The 16,347-nt window shown below is 38.9% G+C and carries 21 protein-coding genes and 1 tRNA gene; 7 read left to right on the top strand and 15 right to left on the bottom strand.

Going from position 1 to position 16,347, the window contains the following annotated elements; all coding sequences use genetic code 11:
- Nucleotides 1–6: 6 nt before the first annotated feature.
- From NYE63_RS07005 to NYE63_RS06990, 4 genes are all read right to left on the bottom strand, one after another.
- Entirely contained in the window at nucleotides 7–891 is an 885-nt protein-coding gene (locus NYE63_RS07005) for a hypothetical protein (RefSeq protein WP_342604599.1), read from the bottom strand.
- A 504-nt stretch (nucleotides 892–1,395) separates the two neighbouring features.
- A complete protein-coding gene (locus NYE63_RS07000) occupies nucleotides 1,396–3,396 on the bottom strand; it encodes an Ig-like domain-containing protein (RefSeq protein ID WP_342604598.1) in 2,001 nt (666 codons plus the stop codon).
- Nucleotides 3,397–3,861: 465 nt separating this feature from the next.
- Nucleotides 3,862–4,371: a DinB family protein gene (locus NYE63_RS06995; protein ID WP_098373234.1), complete on the bottom strand. Its 510-nt coding sequence runs from the start codon at nucleotides 4,369–4,371 to the stop codon at nucleotides 3,862–3,864.
- Between the two features lie 417 nt (nucleotides 4,372–4,788).
- Nucleotides 4,789–4,860: transfer RNA gene (locus tag NYE63_RS06990), tRNA-Val, on the bottom strand.
- A gap of 209 nt (nucleotides 4,861–5,069) precedes the next feature.
- On the opposite strand from NYE63_RS06990, the gene NYE63_RS06985 reads away from it, so the two are divergent.
- Nucleotides 5,070–5,291 carry a hypothetical protein gene (locus NYE63_RS06985; protein WP_076367067.1) on the top strand — a complete coding sequence of 74 codons (222 nt, stop codon included), beginning with the start codon at nucleotides 5,070–5,072 and terminating at the stop codon, nucleotides 5,289–5,291.
- A 17-nt stretch (nucleotides 5,292–5,308) separates the two neighbouring features.
- Here NYE63_RS06985 and NYE63_RS06980 read toward each other — a convergent pair whose 3' ends face one another.
- Nucleotides 5,309–5,866, bottom strand: a complete 558-nt coding sequence (locus tag NYE63_RS06980) for a phosphatidylglycerophosphatase A (RefSeq protein ID WP_063232154.1) — start codon at nucleotides 5,864–5,866, stop codon at nucleotides 5,309–5,311.
- A gap of 189 nt (nucleotides 5,867–6,055) precedes the next feature.
- Between NYE63_RS06980 and NYE63_RS06975 the strand changes: the two genes are divergently transcribed.
- From NYE63_RS06975 to NYE63_RS06955, 5 genes are all read left to right on the top strand, one after another.
- Entirely contained in the window at nucleotides 6,056–6,778 is a 723-nt protein-coding gene (locus NYE63_RS06975; RefSeq protein WP_342604597.1) for an alpha/beta hydrolase-fold protein, read from the top strand.
- 89 nt (nucleotides 6,779–6,867) lie between these two features.
- Complete coding sequence (locus NYE63_RS06970; RefSeq protein ID WP_063232156.1) at nucleotides 6,868–7,383, top strand: YjcG family protein; 516 nt, start codon at nucleotides 6,868–6,870, stop codon at nucleotides 7,381–7,383.
- A gap of 4 nt (nucleotides 7,384–7,387) precedes the next feature.
- The gene (locus tag NYE63_RS06965; RefSeq protein WP_063232157.1) at nucleotides 7,388–7,816 is read left to right on the top strand and encodes a GNAT family N-acetyltransferase; all 429 of its coding nucleotides are present in this window, start codon (nucleotides 7,388–7,390) and stop codon (nucleotides 7,814–7,816) included.
- A gap of 158 nt (nucleotides 7,817–7,974) precedes the next feature.
- A complete protein-coding gene (locus NYE63_RS06960; RefSeq protein WP_063232158.1) occupies nucleotides 7,975–8,238 on the top strand; it encodes a hypothetical protein in 264 nt (87 codons plus the stop codon).
- A 235-nt stretch (nucleotides 8,239–8,473) separates the two neighbouring features.
- Nucleotides 8,474–8,959 (top strand): spore coat protein, encoded by a 486-nt coding sequence (locus tag NYE63_RS06955; RefSeq protein ID WP_342604596.1) that lies wholly within the window; start codon nucleotides 8,474–8,476, stop codon nucleotides 8,957–8,959.
- A gap of 55 nt (nucleotides 8,960–9,014) precedes the next feature.
- Here NYE63_RS06955 and NYE63_RS06950 read toward each other — a convergent pair whose 3' ends face one another.
- Nucleotides 9,015–9,311 carry a hypothetical protein gene (locus NYE63_RS06950; RefSeq protein WP_342604595.1) on the bottom strand — a complete coding sequence of 99 codons (297 nt, stop codon included), beginning with the start codon at nucleotides 9,309–9,311 and terminating at the stop codon, nucleotides 9,015–9,017.
- A gap of 151 nt (nucleotides 9,312–9,462) precedes the next feature.
- On the opposite strand from NYE63_RS06950, the gene NYE63_RS06945 reads away from it, so the two are divergent.
- Nucleotides 9,463–11,736, top strand: coding sequence for an ATP-dependent helicase (locus NYE63_RS06945; RefSeq protein WP_342604594.1), 2,274 nt, complete (start codon nucleotides 9,463–9,465; stop codon nucleotides 11,734–11,736).
- A 37-nt stretch (nucleotides 11,737–11,773) separates the two neighbouring features.
- Here the strand turns inward: NYE63_RS06945 and NYE63_RS06940 are convergent, their stop codons facing one another.
- The 9 genes from NYE63_RS06940 to NYE63_RS06900 all read right to left on the bottom strand — a co-directional run bounded on the left by NYE63_RS06940 (nucleotide 11,774) and on the right by NYE63_RS06900 (nucleotide 16,347).
- Nucleotides 11,774–12,028, bottom strand: a complete 255-nt coding sequence (locus tag NYE63_RS06940) for a stage VI sporulation protein F (RefSeq protein WP_034314458.1) — start codon at nucleotides 12,026–12,028, stop codon at nucleotides 11,774–11,776.
- Nucleotides 12,029–12,143: 115 nt separating this feature from the next.
- Nucleotides 12,144–12,293 carry a YjcZ family sporulation protein gene (locus NYE63_RS06935; protein ID WP_342604593.1) on the bottom strand — a complete coding sequence of 50 codons (150 nt, stop codon included), beginning with the start codon at nucleotides 12,291–12,293 and terminating at the stop codon, nucleotides 12,144–12,146.
- Nucleotides 12,294–12,394: 101 nt separating this feature from the next.
- Complete coding sequence (spoVAE, locus tag NYE63_RS06930; protein WP_057278904.1) at nucleotides 12,395–12,751, bottom strand: stage V sporulation protein AE; 357 nt, start codon at nucleotides 12,749–12,751, stop codon at nucleotides 12,395–12,397.
- A gap of 16 nt (nucleotides 12,752–12,767) precedes the next feature.
- Nucleotides 12,768–13,793, bottom strand: coding sequence for a stage V sporulation protein AD (gene spoVAD, locus NYE63_RS06925; RefSeq protein ID WP_063232162.1), 1,026 nt, complete (start codon nucleotides 13,791–13,793; stop codon nucleotides 12,768–12,770).
- A 3-nt stretch (nucleotides 13,794–13,796) separates the two neighbouring features.
- Nucleotides 13,797–14,267 (bottom strand): stage V sporulation protein AC, encoded by a 471-nt coding sequence (gene spoVAC / locus NYE63_RS06920; RefSeq protein ID WP_063232163.1) that lies wholly within the window; start codon nucleotides 14,265–14,267, stop codon nucleotides 13,797–13,799.
- 17 nt (nucleotides 14,268–14,284) lie between these two features.
- The gene (locus NYE63_RS06915; RefSeq protein ID WP_342604592.1) at nucleotides 14,285–14,782 is read right to left on the bottom strand and encodes a YhcN/YlaJ family sporulation lipoprotein; all 498 of its coding nucleotides are present in this window, start codon (nucleotides 14,780–14,782) and stop codon (nucleotides 14,285–14,287) included.
- Nucleotides 14,783–15,071: 289 nt separating this feature from the next.
- Nucleotides 15,072–15,437 (bottom strand): DUF1360 domain-containing protein, encoded by a 366-nt coding sequence (locus tag NYE63_RS06910; RefSeq protein WP_342604591.1) that lies wholly within the window; start codon nucleotides 15,435–15,437, stop codon nucleotides 15,072–15,074.
- A 14-nt stretch (nucleotides 15,438–15,451) separates the two neighbouring features.
- A complete protein-coding gene (locus NYE63_RS06905) occupies nucleotides 15,452–16,021 on the bottom strand; it encodes a hypothetical protein (protein WP_342604590.1) in 570 nt (189 codons plus the stop codon).
- A gap of 11 nt (nucleotides 16,022–16,032) precedes the next feature.
- Nucleotides 16,033–16,347, bottom strand: coding sequence for a hypothetical protein (locus tag NYE63_RS06900; protein ID WP_342604589.1), 315 nt, complete (start codon nucleotides 16,345–16,347; stop codon nucleotides 16,033–16,035).

Below are 16,347 nucleotides of genomic sequence, written 5' to 3'. Positions count from 1 at the left end.
AAACGATTATTCCACTTCCATAATCCATTTTGCTTTGCTACCCGAAGTATAATCTGTGTAAAAGATTTCATAAGGTGCATTACCGGTTACTCCGAAAGCAGCAGGTCCGTTAACATGCTTACCAGCTTGAACACTCTCGGTTAATGTATCGAGAGCATATACCTCCATCTTTTCACCTTTGCTGTCATACACTTCAAAATCTCCTGCGCTAACTACTTGTTCTTCTTTTGTACCATTTTGGTATTCAATATCAAATCCCAATACTTCTTTGGGCTGTGTTTCTTCGAATTCGTTTCTTTCCTTTGTATAATGTGCATTTGTTAATGTTATGATATGACCTTCTACATTTACCTTTTCACCTAGTTTAAAGGTTCCAAGCTCTTTAGGTTTTTGTTCGGAATCTTCATCGAATTCAATAGGCTTCTTGTTTTCCGCAATAACTGTGTTGCTCAAATCAACGGTACGGATAGTAGGTTCTTTTTTATCATCGTAGAGCTCAGAGTGTTTATATAGTTCTCGTATGTAGGCATCCATAATTGCTGCTTGCATGCTGTTTTCAAAGCTTCCGCCGTCTGAATTGTTTACTTTCATTTCAATTGTTTTGGAATCTTTTAATTCCATGCTTTTATAGGCGATAGTGCCTTCGTCATCAGGACCAGCCATCTGTTTTAGAATTGTTTTGAAATCTTTTTTTGGCATATAAATTTTAGCCCATGCCTCTTTATCTGGATTCTCAAAATCTATTTTAGAGAAATCTTCCAATGTTGAGAATTCTTTTTGCTCTTTCTTCGGTTCTTCAACCTTTTTGACATCTCCGTTTGAACTGTCTGAACATGCCGATAAAAGAATGACAGACAATAAACCTATTATTAATACTTTTAAAAACTTCATTAATCATTTTCCCCCTGTATGGTGTCTCTTTTAGCACGGTTTATTATCTCTTGTAACAATATTTTAATCAATAGTTGTTTTACAAAAGGAAACAGGAAAGGTAAATAAAAGTGGGAAGTCCAGATTTCAAGAATCAAATAGTAGATTGTTTGATGGATGAATTTAAGTAAACGTAGACATTTCAAGAAATACGATATTTGGTTCAGAAATTGAAAAGAAAATGGATGGCGATATGGTTTGGTCACAAGATATGGGACCTGCTTTTTAGTCAAAAGAAATAATAAAAAGTATCGTCTACCAAATGGAGGAATCGACGTCGTTCTAATTTATATATCCTTACAGATGAATGATTAGAATTATAAGCAGCAGCTTCTTTTTGTGTTAAGCGTTGAACCTGTTCTATTAATCTAGTGCACCAACATTATTGTTTAATAGAATATACAAAAAAGAACGGTCATACTTGGAGAAGTATGACCATTTTTGTTAGTGTCTTTTGATTTAACATTAGCTTACTTTAGTTGTTTTACTTTTACTCTTGTTCCCTGATTTGTCTTGAGCGTATACCTTTATAGTAGAACCCTTCTTTTGTGCCTTGATTTTCACTTTAAAATTTCCTCGGCTATCTACTACACCTTGTCCGATTTTCTTGCTTCCATTGTAAATATAAATGGATGCGCCTTTTTCACTCTTACCAGTAACCGTTACGGTCTTACTAGTTATTTTATTAACCGTTGGGACAGGTGGGGCTGTTTTATCGATTACCTTAACGATTCTGTTGGAGCTTTTATTCCCGGAAGCATCTTTCGCATAAACAACAATGGAAGTGCCAGCTTTTTGCTTCGAAATCTTAAAAGTATACGAACCGCTTTTTGATGTGGCTTCTCCTATTTTATTGCTTCCCACCATCGCATATACTTTTGCATTCGTTTCCGCTTTACCCGAAATAGTCGTCGCATTATCATAAACTGGACTAACACTTGGGGTAGATGGAGCTGTTTTATCTATTACTTTAACCGATTTACTTGCACTCTTATTTCCTGCTACATCAACCGCATAAACAAGTATGGATGTACCGGCTTTCTGTTTTGCAATCTTCATGGAATAAGCACTGTTTTTCGCTGTTGCTTCCCCGATTTTATTTCTTCCCACCATCGCATATACTTTTGCATTGGTTTCAGCTTTACCAGCAATAACCATCGCATTATCATAGACGGCATCCACAGTTGGAGTGGACGGCGCTGTTACATCTTTAACCGTTATCTCTTTTGCTACACTTGTGTTTCCGGCTTTATCTGTAGCAGTAATTGTTAATTTTGTTCTGGCTTTTTGTTTGGATATTCGGACGGTGAATTTACCATCGGTACTTGTTGTAGTAGCCCCTATTACTGTAGTTCCGGCTTTAACCATAAGGATGGAACCAGGTTCGCTTTCCCCTATAATATTCGTCGTTTTATCTGTTACTTCATTCACTTTTGGTAATGCAGGAGCTGCGTTATCTACAGGTGGTGTCCAAGACGAATCTAGCTTTTTAATATAAGCAGAGGAAATATAACCAGTTGATTTCCCATCTTTCGTTTTAACATGAAACCAGACAAACTGATTTGCATTTGCTGTTTTCTCTGTTTTTAAGGTATATGCCAATTCTCCTGTGATTTCCAATAAAGTATTTTTTGGAGCTATATAATTTATCTCACTGGAAGCAGCAGGCTTTGCTCTTAAATACCTATTCCCTCCTGTTACGACTACATCTTGCCCGTTTTTTACAAAGTAGACAGAAGTATGCAATGGGTCCACTAGTGTAAAGGTTTTCTGTAAAAAATTAATATTGTTGGTTTCAGGGTCGTATGAGAAGTGCTCTTTCTTAAATGGAAATTGTGCTAAAAATTGAGTTTTTGTTAAGAAGCTATCACTTTCAATAGAAGAAAAGACTTCTTCTTGATAAGCGTTTGTATTTTTCAATCCATTACTCTGATAGACAGGACCGTTAATAGATTTTGTTCCATTGTACGCCATTATAGGGAAATACCAATTTTCTATTTCCTGTCTTCCTGCACCTTGTATTTTTGGAAGAATATTTTTATCGAGATAATTGTACTTTTCGTTGAGGATTTTGACCCCCTCCTCAATATTGAAGGCGATATCGTATTTTAATTTCTCTACGTATTTTAATTTCTCATCATCGTCGTACTTCTCTGGTATATCTGTAACCTGCATGATACCGATTCCATCATCTGAGGAGATATTAGGTTTGCCCGGCGCTATGAATTGCACCCAATAACTTTCTCTCCAAGCCACAGCCTTTACAACTTCAGGAGGGATTTCTGCATCCAAAGCAGCATTCGTCAGTAAGCAGTTAATATGCTGAAAATCGGGATTGACATTTTGCTTAATTACACCAAACTTTGTGCATTTGGAAGACAATTCTGACGCGGCAGAGGTTTCTTCATTGACCAAACCAAGTAATAAACATGTTAATAATCCTGTTCTCAATAAGATAGATTTCATTATTCCATTCTCCATTCTACTTAGTTAACAATCTAGCTATATTTTACCATAATTAGTTTTTATTAATAGATTCTCCAATGTTATTTAAATAATAGAATTGGTATATTTTTCTTGTCGGCATAATGGAACGTGCGTTCCTTTTGAAACTTCTTCCCATCGACCTTCTTCCCAAAAGGCCCTTGCTAATCCTTCTACGAAATGATAGTTATATTTAAGGTTGTTATAGTTTTGGTTTTCATTTTCATTAATTTTGTAAAGGGGCAATTTAGTTAATGAAACATTGAAAGATAGTTCCTTTGAGTATATTCAGTTCGATGAGATTATGGAACTAACGCACCCGTTAGTTCTATATGGGGTAGAGTCAGGAAAATGCGGATTTACAACGTTAAGGAAGTTTCAATATTAAAAAACCTAATTTCTCAGCATTAAATGAGAAATTAGGTTTTTTCATTAATAGAAAAAGACTTATAAGTATTTATCACTAATCACTTTCATATGGTGTAACTCGTGCCCGACAATGCCATATGCAAAGGTACCTATCGAAACTGGGCTGTTCATTACAGTTCCATTACGATCCCACGCTGCATCATCAATGGTTGAAATAAGACTTAACGTGTTGGAGCGTACCGTGTCTAAACCAGCTAGTAGCTGCTCCCAGGATAATTTGTTGAAGTTTGCCGCAGAAACGTATTGATCCTGATCCATTGCTGGGAGTGGTGCACTTTCATTTCGTGCAATGGCAAGCATTCGATACGACATCACACGTTCCACGTCGGCCAGATGCCCAATCACTTCTTTTAAAGTCCATTTCCCTGGTGCGTACGCCTTCCTTGCTGACTCCTCTGATATGCTGCTCAAGAAGGTAATGGTCTTAGTTCGTTGCTTACTAAGTATTTCTTCAATATCTCCATCTGGCACAAGACTAACATACCTATCATACTCTGGATTTTCAATAGATAATGGTCGTGGACGCACAAGAATCCTCCTCATCGGAATAGTTAATTATGGTTCTAGGCTAATATTCGACTGTCAAGAAGATATTTCCTTTATTTGATATTTAATTTCATTACCGCAAAATAATTGCAAATTAAACAACTTTATTATCTCTGTACAACTAATTTATGCAGTTAACATATTACAGATAATAATGGATTAAATCACTTTTTATTCCACTAACCTGCCCCGATAGTGCCATAAGAAAAAGGCTGCCTTAAAGACAGCTCTGATCCTCGGCTAACGCACCCGTTATTTCAACAAGGTTTACCTACATTAAGAAGTCCCGTTAGCAAAATGTGAGCAAATCACTATCGTTGATCTAAACGCATCCAGTAAGACAAAATAAAAAAGGCCCAAACCCCTGTGATATCAAGGATTTGAGCCTTTGGTAGTTGATGACCTGTGAGGGATTCGAACCCACGACCCCTTCCCTGTCAAGGAAGTGCTCTCCCACTGAGCTAACAAGTCGTATGTATAAACATGTTTGTACTTAAGTACATAATTAATTATATGTTTTTTCATTAAAAAGTCAACGCATTATTTAAAAAAAGTTTTAATTTCATCTTATTTTATTTCCCCTCACCAAAAAATCGAACAAACGATCCCTTTTCACTTGCATATAAAACGTACGTTCGCATACAATAATAGCAAGCAAGTCAGCAAAGGAGTGACAGGTAATGAAATATATACTTCGTAAACATATGGAAGAAAATGCTCCATTGGAGATAATTTATCTCTCCGAACAAGGTAAGATTACGCAGCGGAAAATTCAGGTGCTTGAAATTTATCCAGGTCATATTCACGCTTTCTGTTTTCTAAGGCAGACAAAACGGACGTTTAAAGTGGCTAATATCCTTTCTGCCCGCCTCATTAAAGCCAGGTTTGACAGGTCTGGATGAAGATTATTAATCAAGGTTCAACCTATTAACTCTTCCTCTTCCTGGATGTCCTTTTCCTGTTCAGTTAACGATTCTTCTTCATCTCTCAGACGATGAGCTAACCTTGAGGCGGCACTCGCGGCAATGCTTGCAACGATATCATCCAGGAAGGTATGCACGATTCCTTCCTGCTTCTTATCAAGTTCGTGTATGACGCCTATTTTATTTTTATCCAAATGGCCAAAGGTCGTTACAGCAATGCTTCCGTAACCGAGTACTGCACCAAAGGCAATCGTTTCATCCACTCCGAATAGCCCTTCATCAGATTCAACAATCGATTGCAGGGGTTCTGATAGCTTTTTTTGCTCTGCCAGTTTATCCAGCTCCACACCGACTAAAATGGCATGTTGAATTTCCCTTTTCAACAGGACACGCTCAACGCTGTGGATGCATTCCTCCAGCTTAAGATCAGGTTTGTACTGGAACTGCAATTCATAAACGATTTTTGCAATTGCCTCCACACTGACACCACGCTCTAATAATGTTCGCTTAGCCGCCTTTGTTACTTCCCTGCTGTGTACGTGTACATCTGCCATTTTATTCGCCACCTTTTTTGTATTATTTTTCTATATCCTTGTATTATACCACCTTATAATTTAAATTTTTAGAAAATATAACGAAAATTTTATATTCTAAATTCTTGTCACGAGAAAAAGTCGCAAGGCTATGCTAAAATAATCAAGTAAGTTGTTTTTCATTATTAATTATCATCGAGGTGCGGAAGAATGAGTTTACGCAAAGGCACAATTAAAGAGTACATGTTTAAAAGCGAAGCTTTAGCAGAAGAATTGGAACTACTTGTTTACTTGCCTGCAAATTTTTCGCCATTGTATAAATATTCGCTTGTGATTGCTCAGGATGGCCGTGATTATTTTCAAATGGGCCGAATTGGTCGGGTAGCAGATGAACTGTTAGGGAACGATGAGATCGAGAATATCATCATTGTCGGCGTTCCCTATAAAGACCGCTTTGACCGCAGGAGCAAATATCATCCGGACGGGGAACAGCACATTGCATACATACGTTTTCTTGCCCATGAACTTGTCCAGTTTTTAGATGATGAATTCCCAACCTATCAAATGGGACATGGTCGAACTTTGATCGGTGACTCTCTTGGCGGTACAGTTTCTTTATTGGCCGCTCTAAAGTATCCGCATACATTCGGGAAATGCATCATGCAGTCTCCACTTGCCAATGAAGCAGTAATGGATGCTGTACGAAATTTTGAGGATCCGCATCTCCTCGAACTTTACCATGTGATTGGGACTGGTGAAACAGATGTTCCAACTACGGATGGCAACAAGGCAAACTTCATAGAACCCAATAGGGAATTGCATAAATTAATAAACCAAAAAGGATTTCCTTGCTTCTATGAAGAATTTGAAGGTAATCATACCTGGAAATACTGGCAGGCAGATTTAAAACGAGCACTATTGGAAATGTTCTAATTTACTCGAAATCATCTCTTTGAGATGGTTTCTTGAAATAACATGTCCAACTATAATACAACAATAAAAAATATCAGGAGGTTTTATTTATGAAATATGGTGTTGCAATTTTCCCTTCAAAAAAACTTCAAGATTTAGCTAACTCCTATCGCAAACGGTATGATACGAAATATGCTTTCATACCACCGCATCTGACGCTTAAACCAACGTTCGAAGCGACGGATATGGAAATTTCAACAATCGCGGAACAATTAAAAGGCATAGCTCAAAAGTGCAGGCCTTTTACGTTGAGCGTAACGAAAACGAAGTCTTTCCAACCCGTAAGCAATACTATTTATTTCAAAGTGGAATTATCCGAAGGGCTTCAAGAGCTGCATGATGCACTTAACAATGAGGACTTCATCAAAAGTGAAAGTGAACATGCATTTGTCCCTCATATTACCATCGCTCAAGATTTATCCGATAATGAGCATTCTGATGTTTTAGGCCAACTAAGCATGCTTGACATTAGCCATGAAGAAGAAGTGAAACGAGTTCACTTGCTGTATCAACTTGAAGACGGGGCATGGACCGTTTATGAAACATTTAGATTAGGAGCTGAATGATTTCGTGTTTGTAAAGATCGCAGAGAACAGCCAAGAGCTTGAAAATGCTTATATGATTAGAAAAAAAGTGTTTGTCCAAGAACAAAACGTCCCTCTTGAAGAAGAGATCGATGAATATGAAGAAGAGTCTACACATTTCGTTTTATATGATGAGCAGCAACAGCCAATCGGTGCCGGCCGCTTCAGGGTCATCGACAACATCGGTAAAGTCCAGCGCATTTGTGTACTATCATCGGGCCGTAAAAATGGTGCCGGTGCCATGATCATGAATGCTATTGAGGAATACGCAATCCAGCAAGAAGTTCTTCAATTGAAGCTTGATTCCCAGGTACATGCGATCCCTTTTTATTCGAAATTAGGGTATGAGATCGTTTCCGACGAATTCATGGATGCTGGCATTCCTCATAAAACTATGAAGAAAACCATTTTATGATATAAAAAAGCTGTCCTTTCAGTCTTCTGATTGGACAGCTTTTTTTGTTTGTTCATGAACTTAAATTATCGTTTTATAAAAAAACCATTTCCGTTCAATGGCAATCTCCGCAAAAATACATAGTCTATATATAGAAAGCAAGAAGGAGGGAAAATTTTATGGGTAACAATGAATTTAACCTGGAGGAGTCTCAAAAAAGACTGATGGAACTGTTGGTTTCAAGGACTATGAGAAAACATGGTTTCAAAAAGGAAAATGTCGATTTAACTGAAAAAGAGAGAAACAACCTTAAAGAAACCATTCGCTATTTACAAGAGCAATCACAAAAAATCATAAACCAAGAAAAGAACATCACGGAACATGATGTTAATCCAGTTACAAATTCCATTCACAACAAATTCACGGATTCCAAAAAAAAATGATGCACCATATCACCTAATTAAACCTTACTTGCTGGCGAGAAATAAGTAAAACAAGACATAGCAGCACTTACATTTCATTCCTAAAGCTCCAGCTTCTTTATTATTCATCCCCCACACACTAATACTTTATCTAAGTATTTAAAAAATAGACGAATTAACTGATTTATTCGTCCAACCCGATTACCCATCAAAGCATATTTTAATAGGGAATAAAACCTAAGGAGGAAAAAACAACATGAACCAAAATGTATATCGTAGCAACTGTAACACAGATGATTCTGAAAGATCATGGTCGGCTCTGGATTCCGCTTCCAGACATCCCCTGTCAGGATTCTGTAACGACGATGACACACGAATTGACCAAGAGGCAAAACAGGATAATAATCAACTTCAGCTTTCCGAAGAACTTATTTACATTAAAGATTCTTGTAATGTAAATATCACTTCAACGGATGTTAAAGCGGCCCTTTCTCTACAAGCTGCTCTCCAGGCTGCAATTGCGGTCATCGTAAGCATTTCCATCGCAGATGCTGATAATGCTGAAAAGATCACTCAAGAATTAATCCAATCTTCAAATGTTAAACAAATCACGCGCCAAAAAACAATTGTTGAAAACAGCCGTGATATCGACATTACAACAACTGATGCACAAATCGCTCTTAACATCCAACTATTGTTGCAACTATTGTTAGCTCTAATCGTGGAAATTGACATTCTCTAAGAAATCAACACAAAAAGGACACTTCACGTGTCCTCTTTTGTTTTTCATGGCATATCTAGACAATTTCGTTGAAAAGGCCGCCTTTTCCTGTCATTTCAGCCATTAATTCTTCACTGCCCCTCATGCCCCGTTGATATTTATATGTGCCTGCTCCATATGTACTTACTCGATCATTATCTTGATTTTGATATAATCCTTCAACGCATCCCCTTTCCCTAACCAACACCTGATCAAAACGGATAGGTTGAATGGGTGTCGTACCTATAACAATTCTTACTTTCTCTGCAGCTTCGGCCGTCCGGTTGGCATATTGAATATAATCAAATTGTGTGACAGGTGCTATGTATCCCATAGTAACCCATCCTTATATTTAAATATGTGTGTTGCCAGTTAATTACCCATCCAGAACAATATTTAAACATGATTTCCGCATTCTTTTTTTCTAATCTTCTGGTATGATGAGTATTGCCGATATTTTTAATAGATTAGAGGTATCCATTTATATGAATCAAGCAAAATCTGGCAATGAAATCGTACATTTACATACCGTTTCAGCTGGTGAGCTGCAGACACTTTTTGAAAAAGGAAAACGTGATCAGCTTTCTTGTATCATTTGTCATAAACCAGTGAAATTATTTATTGGAATCCATGAGACACCATATTTTTATCATAGTGACCCATCGCAGGGACCCTGTGAAATGCCAATTTCAGAACCAATAAATGAGGACAAGCCATTAGAATATATGGAACAGAATGGATTTAGGATTCCTACATCACGAACCATTACTGAAACAAAAACCATTACAGAACCTTTCCTTAAAAGCCGGCCCATAACCGGCAATCCGAAATATTCAGATAAACCATATGGCCAGGCACCATCTGAGGAACCATACTTTCAAGAATTATCCTCATCAGGGGTAGTTCTCGATGCAGAGCAACTCAAGGCGGTAATGACTATCGATGGTCCCATTCTCGTCCTATCAGGAGCAGGCAGCGGTAAAACCCGCGTATTGACGGTACGTACTGCCTATATGCTTACAGTGAAAAAGATTGATCCAAAAAGCATCATGCTTGTAACATTTACGGCGAAATCCGCAAAGGAAATGCAGCAGCGTCTGCTCGGCTATCCCTATATGACTCCTTCCCTTGTTTCTCAAATCGTTAGCGGGACCTTTCATAGCATCTTTTATAAAATCCTGATTTTCCATGAACCAACCAAATGGCAGCGCGATTTCCTATTGAAGTGGGAGTGGGAAAAAGAAAAGATATTGAAACAGGCTGGCAGGGAAATGGAACTTGATGATAAGGAATTTGCATATGACCAAGCCCTTCAACAAATTGGGCTTTGGAAAAACTCATTGGCCTTTCCAGAAGATATTCACCCTAAGGACGATTGGGAGAAATCGTGTTTATTTTTATATAAGAAATATGAAGAATATAAACAGCAAACAGGGAAGTATGATTTCGATGATATGCTTGTAGGCTGTTATGTATTTTTAAAAAATCACCCGGATTTCTTAAAGAAATATCAGCAAAGGTTTAACTATTTTTTGGTAGATGAGTTTCAGGATATCAATAAAGTTCAATATGAACTGATAAAACTCCTCTCTGCTGAATCAAAAAATGTATGTGCAGTTGGAGATGATGATCAATCCATCTATTCATTCCGGGGAAGCGATCCGAAGTATATTTTGAATTTCAATCATGATTTCCCTCAATCCCAAGTTGTGAAGCTGACGGAGAATTACCGCTCTTCCCATGAAATTGTCGCTACAGCGAACAGATTGATCAAGCGCAACCAGAACCGGATGGAGAAAAAGATGAGGGCACAGCATGATTCAGGAAATCCCCCTGTTTTATTTTATCCTTATGATGAAGAATTGGAAGCAACGATGATCGTATCCGATATCCAAGAGAAAATATCCAAGGGAGCAAACCCTGGGGACTTTGCAGTATTGTACAGGACACACACGATGTCCAGGGCCATTTTTGAACGGCTAGCCGCTTCCAACCTGCCATTCGTCATTGAAAAGGATGCGGATTCGTTTTATCAGCGCAGGGTCATTCGCGGCATGCTTGCCTTTATGCGCTTGAGTTTATTTCCCCATGATAGCAAGGCAGCATCCGATGTCCTTTCCGCCTTATTTTTAAAACAAAGTATATTACAGGAGTTAAAAGCACAGACAATCCTCCAGGACTGTGATTTTATTGATGCATTTGCTTTTGTTAAGACGGGACATGCTTTTCAAGAACGAAAACTAAAAACGATCCCAGGGCAGATCCGCTCATTAAAAATTATGTCGCCGCTCGTAGCTTTAGAAATCATCGAGAAAGATTTAGGATACCAGGAATATGTAAAAAAACGCGGAAATGAAGCGAACCTTGAAAAAGGTTCCGATGACATCCGCGACCTAAAGGTGGCAGCAAATCGTTTTCCTACAGTCGCTGCTTTCCTTGAACATGTCGACCATATGACTGCCATGGTCCAAGAGATAAAACAGCTGTCTAAACATTTTAAGGATGCGATACAGCTTACAACCATACACCGTTCCAAAGGGCTTGAGTATCAAACCGTTTATGTTCTTGCTGCTGTCGATGGCAGCATTCCTCATGATTTCGCACTTGAATCTTACCGAAAAGGGGAACTATCCCCTCTTGAAGAGGAAAGACGATTGCTCTATGTAGCGGCAACCAGGGCTAAAAGAGATCTTTACCTTTCCATCCTGCAAACTAGACGCGGACGGACCGCCCATCCATCACGTTTCCTGAAGCTTTGATAAAATAAAAAGGCCTGCATGATAGCAGGCCTTTTTGTCACTTTTTATTTATCATATTGGAAATAGTCCCGAAATCCAATTTATTCCCTTCTGCTACGATGGAATGGACGATTTTATCTTCCGTTTCCTTATTGACCGGTTTGTTCGCTATTTTTGATACGCGCTTTATGACGTTCCTAACTGTTGTTTCATCTTTGAAATTGGCCCCTTGCAGCGAGTTTGCCAATTCTAATACATCTTTCATATTTACGCCCGTTTTACCTTCTATGTTTTTAAAAAAGTTATTATCCATACCTAAGCCCCTCCCTTTTCTGTACCTATCCTATGGCATTATCAGAAAAATGGTGCTAGGCCCATACAAATAAAAAAATAAATGGAATAGGCTTCTTCTGCCTATTCCATTTACCTTAGCAGAAAGAAGCCCCTACAATGATCAATAGGATAAATAATACAACGATTATCGCGAAAGTAGAACCGCCGCCACCGCAGCCTCCGCCATAACCGCCGCCGTATCCATAACCGCTGACACAACAACCGTAGCCACCATAACCAAACATATATATCACCTCGCTCTCGCTAAAGCTTACTGATAACATATGTAGGTCTGGACAAATATGTATAGGCCATGTCCTAGTCCAGGCTGCCTAATTAGCTTATTTTATCCTTTTGGTCTGAAAACCAAAGCTCCGATGAATCCAAAGATGATTGCTGCAGAGATACCGGAACTTGTAATTTCAAACATACCAGTCAGTACGCCAACCAGACCATGCTTTTCCGATTCCATCATCGCCCCGTTCACTAGCGAGTTCCCAAACGAAACGATCGGTATGGTTGCTCCAGCACCGGCAAAGTCAACAAGTGGCTCATATAAATCAAATCCGCCAAGGACAGCTCCTATTACAACGAACAAGCTTAGCGTATGTGCTGGTGTCAGCTTAGCAACATCAAAAAGAAGCTGGCCGACTACACAGATCAAGCCACCGATGACAAAGGCCCAAAAAAACATTGCTAACATCGAAATCTCTCCTTTTTCATGAATTCATCCCATATTCAATGGCTACCGCATGGGCAATGCACGGAATCGTATCTTTTTGCTGGACCGAAAGTGGTGACAATAATGCTCCTGTTGCGACAAGCAGGATTTTTTTATATTTACCAGAAATCATTTCATTTAGTATATGACCGTATAAAACCACTGCCGAACATCCCGCACCGCTCCCGCCAGCCAAAACAGGCTGATCCTTTTTAAAAATCATCAATCCGCAATCCTTGAATTTTTCCTGATTGATGTCACAGCCCTTTTGCTTTAATAAGTCAATCGCTGTCTCCCTCCCAATTTGACCTAAATCACCGGTAATGATGAAATCATAATCATCCGGGGTCAAACCAGTATCTTTGAAATGGGCAAGTATCGTATCGACGGCCGCCGGGGCCATCGCTCCCCCCATATTGAAAGGATCTTTCAATCCCATGTCAATGACCTTTCCGATAGTGGCTGAGACAATATGGGGAAATTCCCCTTGCTTGCTTCCATTAGGAGCAACCAGCGCCACCCCTGCTCCTGTTATCGTCCATTGAGCTGTAGGTGGTTTTTGCCCTCCATATTCAGTTGGATAGCGAAATTGTTTTTCAACAGCTGCATTGTGGCTCGAGGCGCCTGTCAACACATAGTCAGCCCCGCCATAATTAGTGATGAAGGCAGCTAGAGCAAGCCCTTCCATTGATGTGGAACAGGCTCCAAACAAGCCGAAATATGGAATTCCATTAGTTCTGGCTGCAAAACTTGTAGGTGTAACCTGATTGATTAAATCACCAGCCAAGAAAAATTGTACCTGTTCCTTGTCGATCTTACCTTTTTCCAATGCAAGCTCAACCGCTTTTTCAATCAAATGTCGATGAGCCTTCTCATATGAATCCTGCTCCATCCACAAATCGTCGTATAGAATATCGAAATCACCCGCGATTTCTCCATTTGCTTCAAATGGCCCGCCTGTTACCCCTGTTTCCAAGATGACCGGCTTATTGGTGAACATCCATGATTGTTTTCCCTTTAACACCGCTTAGCCCCCAATCATTTGATAAATCGTTTTTATCAATGCCACGACAAAGGCTGAAAATACTCCAAATAAAATGACCGATCCGGCCAATTTAAACATATTGGATCCAACACCAAGTACAAAACCTTCCGTCCGATGTTCGATTGCTGCCGAAATGACTGCGTTTCCGAATCCTGTAACAGGGACGGCACTTCCTGCCCCACCAAACTGGCCAATGCGGTCGTAAAATCCGAAACCGGTCATCAAAAGAGCCAGGAACACCATGGTAGCAGTTGTCGGACCACCGGCTGTCTGTTCCGTAAAGTTGAAAAAGTAAATATAGAAGTAGGAAATAGCTTGTCCCACTATGCAGAAAATGCCACCTACTAAAAAGGCTTTCAAACAATTCTTCACTATTGGTCTTTTAATTTCATGCTTCCCTTGGAGCTCTTGATACGCATCCTGCACAGGGGTCGTTTTCTCCTTGCCGCTCATAGTGCTGAACCTCTCTTCTAAATTAATTCTTTTTGAAGTTCTTCAATTTCCTTGAACTTCTTCCTTGCCTTTTTCTCAGGTACATCTTTTTCCTTGAGTAACTCATTCAATCTTACAGATTCCAAAAAGATTTTATAATCGCTTGATACGATAAAATCATTTTTGGGAAACTTCTCTTCCAGATTTTCAGTAACAGCCTTTTCAATTTTCTTCATATGAAAGCGTTGTAAATGCTTAACTTTATAAGCGACGATAATCTTTTTTTCGTTTTTCACGACTATCACATCATAGATCGTGTCTTCGTTAGCAACTGTTTCCTTGACCTTTGAGATCAGTCCCTTTTCATCCTTCTCATCCATTCCATTAATGATATCCATCGGTTCAGGATTCGTACGTTTAATCATTGCTAAATTCTCCGTTTTTCCATCATTCTTATTGCTGCATGCAGAAAGCACACACAAAACAACTATAAAAACCAGCAAGCTGCCCTTAAAATACCTTCCTTGTCTGAACATTGAATCACATCCTAATTTATCGTTCTATTGTTATTTTCTTGTTTAACTGTATTTTTATGAATGGTAGGATTAGGAAATAAAAAACCTTTCCGAAGTGGAAAGGTTTTTTTACTCAATAGCCTTTATTTTTATTGTTATTATTACAACCACAGTCTTTTTTGATTTTGACCGGCTGATCTTTTTTGATCGGTTTGGCATAAGCCCATGGATTCTGTTTCTGATTCAATTTATGACTCCTCCTTTAAGATCTATACCATATTATATGAACGAAGAGACAAGTTGTTTCCAATCAATTGTCCATAATTTTGCTGATTATGACCTCAATAATCGCTCCTACTGCTGCTACGGCAAGAATTAATATCAGTACGTCGCCTATAAACCAATATTGGATATAAAGAAAAACCAGAAAAAGACTGACCCAGACACCCACGCACCAAAAACAGCTTAGCAATTGTCCAAACCAGCCAAGCAGGCCCTTTTCCTTGGGCATTAAAAATATTTCCACTTCTCCTTCTTCATTTTTTTCCTCTATCTCTTTAAAAAAGGGGCGGCGCAACGGCTCCATGATTTTATCGAAAACGATCAAGCGGGTCAGCCTGAAGGAAGCCAAGCCTAATATAATAAATAAGGTAAATTCATTTTGCGGGAGAAACATCTAATATTGCTCCTTCACTTGGATTCTTCAATTATTTTGGCATCGATAATATCCGGCAGACCCACGAAACGAATATGGTTCCCTCTTTTAATCTTCACTGATTCCCCCTTCATTCCCAACACATAAAACTGAAGCGTTTCTCCGTTAATAACAGCCTCACATAATGGCTTTGGAAAACCTTGATGATTGGATAGGCGGGAAATGATGTCCCGGGAAGATTCTTTCTTCTCCACCTTTTTCCTTTTTCTCTTAACTGGCTTTTCGTTTTTCTGTTCTATTTGTTCAGGATGTTCCATTTGTTCAACCGGAGTTTGCTCAGGGACATATTGTCCGGTGATTTTCCTTAATCCCGAAATCTCTTTTTCAATTTCCTTCATGGCATCATAAACACCAAATTCGCGTTTGACTTTTTCAATTTTTTCTTCTTTTTCCTCGTCTTCCTGAAGTTCCGGCTCAACGCTGTCTTGAGGTGTACCTTTTTTCGTTCTAAAATCACTTTGCATATTCCCACGCAGATCTGATATTTTTGCTTGATCGACATATAAAAGGGGTTTGGATTCCTTATCGCCATTTTTCTCTGACATGAAAACCCTCCTTAATATTTCAGAATATCCACAGACTGCAGCTGTTCCATCTGGTATTGGACAACTTTTTTCCCAAATTTATGCCTTATGAATAAACTTGATTCTTTTTTTTGTTCCAATTTCCCGAATAGTGTACGGTCATTGATGATGAACTTACATACAGGCTTAGGTGCAAAGGCTGGAAGTCGGGATAATAGCTCCACCAATTCCTCGGCGGTATATGAAGTGCTGATATTTTTTTCATTCAAATTAATTTGTCTCTTCAGCGTATTGTGTATGGTTTGTTTTCCAACAGCACAAGGCAGACCAACTTTCTTCACGTCCAT

This window comes from Peribacillus sp. FSL E2-0159, assembly GCF_038643155.1.
Lineage (GTDB): Bacteria > Bacillota > Bacilli > Bacillales > DSM-1321 > Peribacillus > Peribacillus simplex.
The sequence above is the reverse complement of the archived record's forward strand: the minus strand, read 5'-3'. Positions and strand labels throughout refer to the sequence as shown.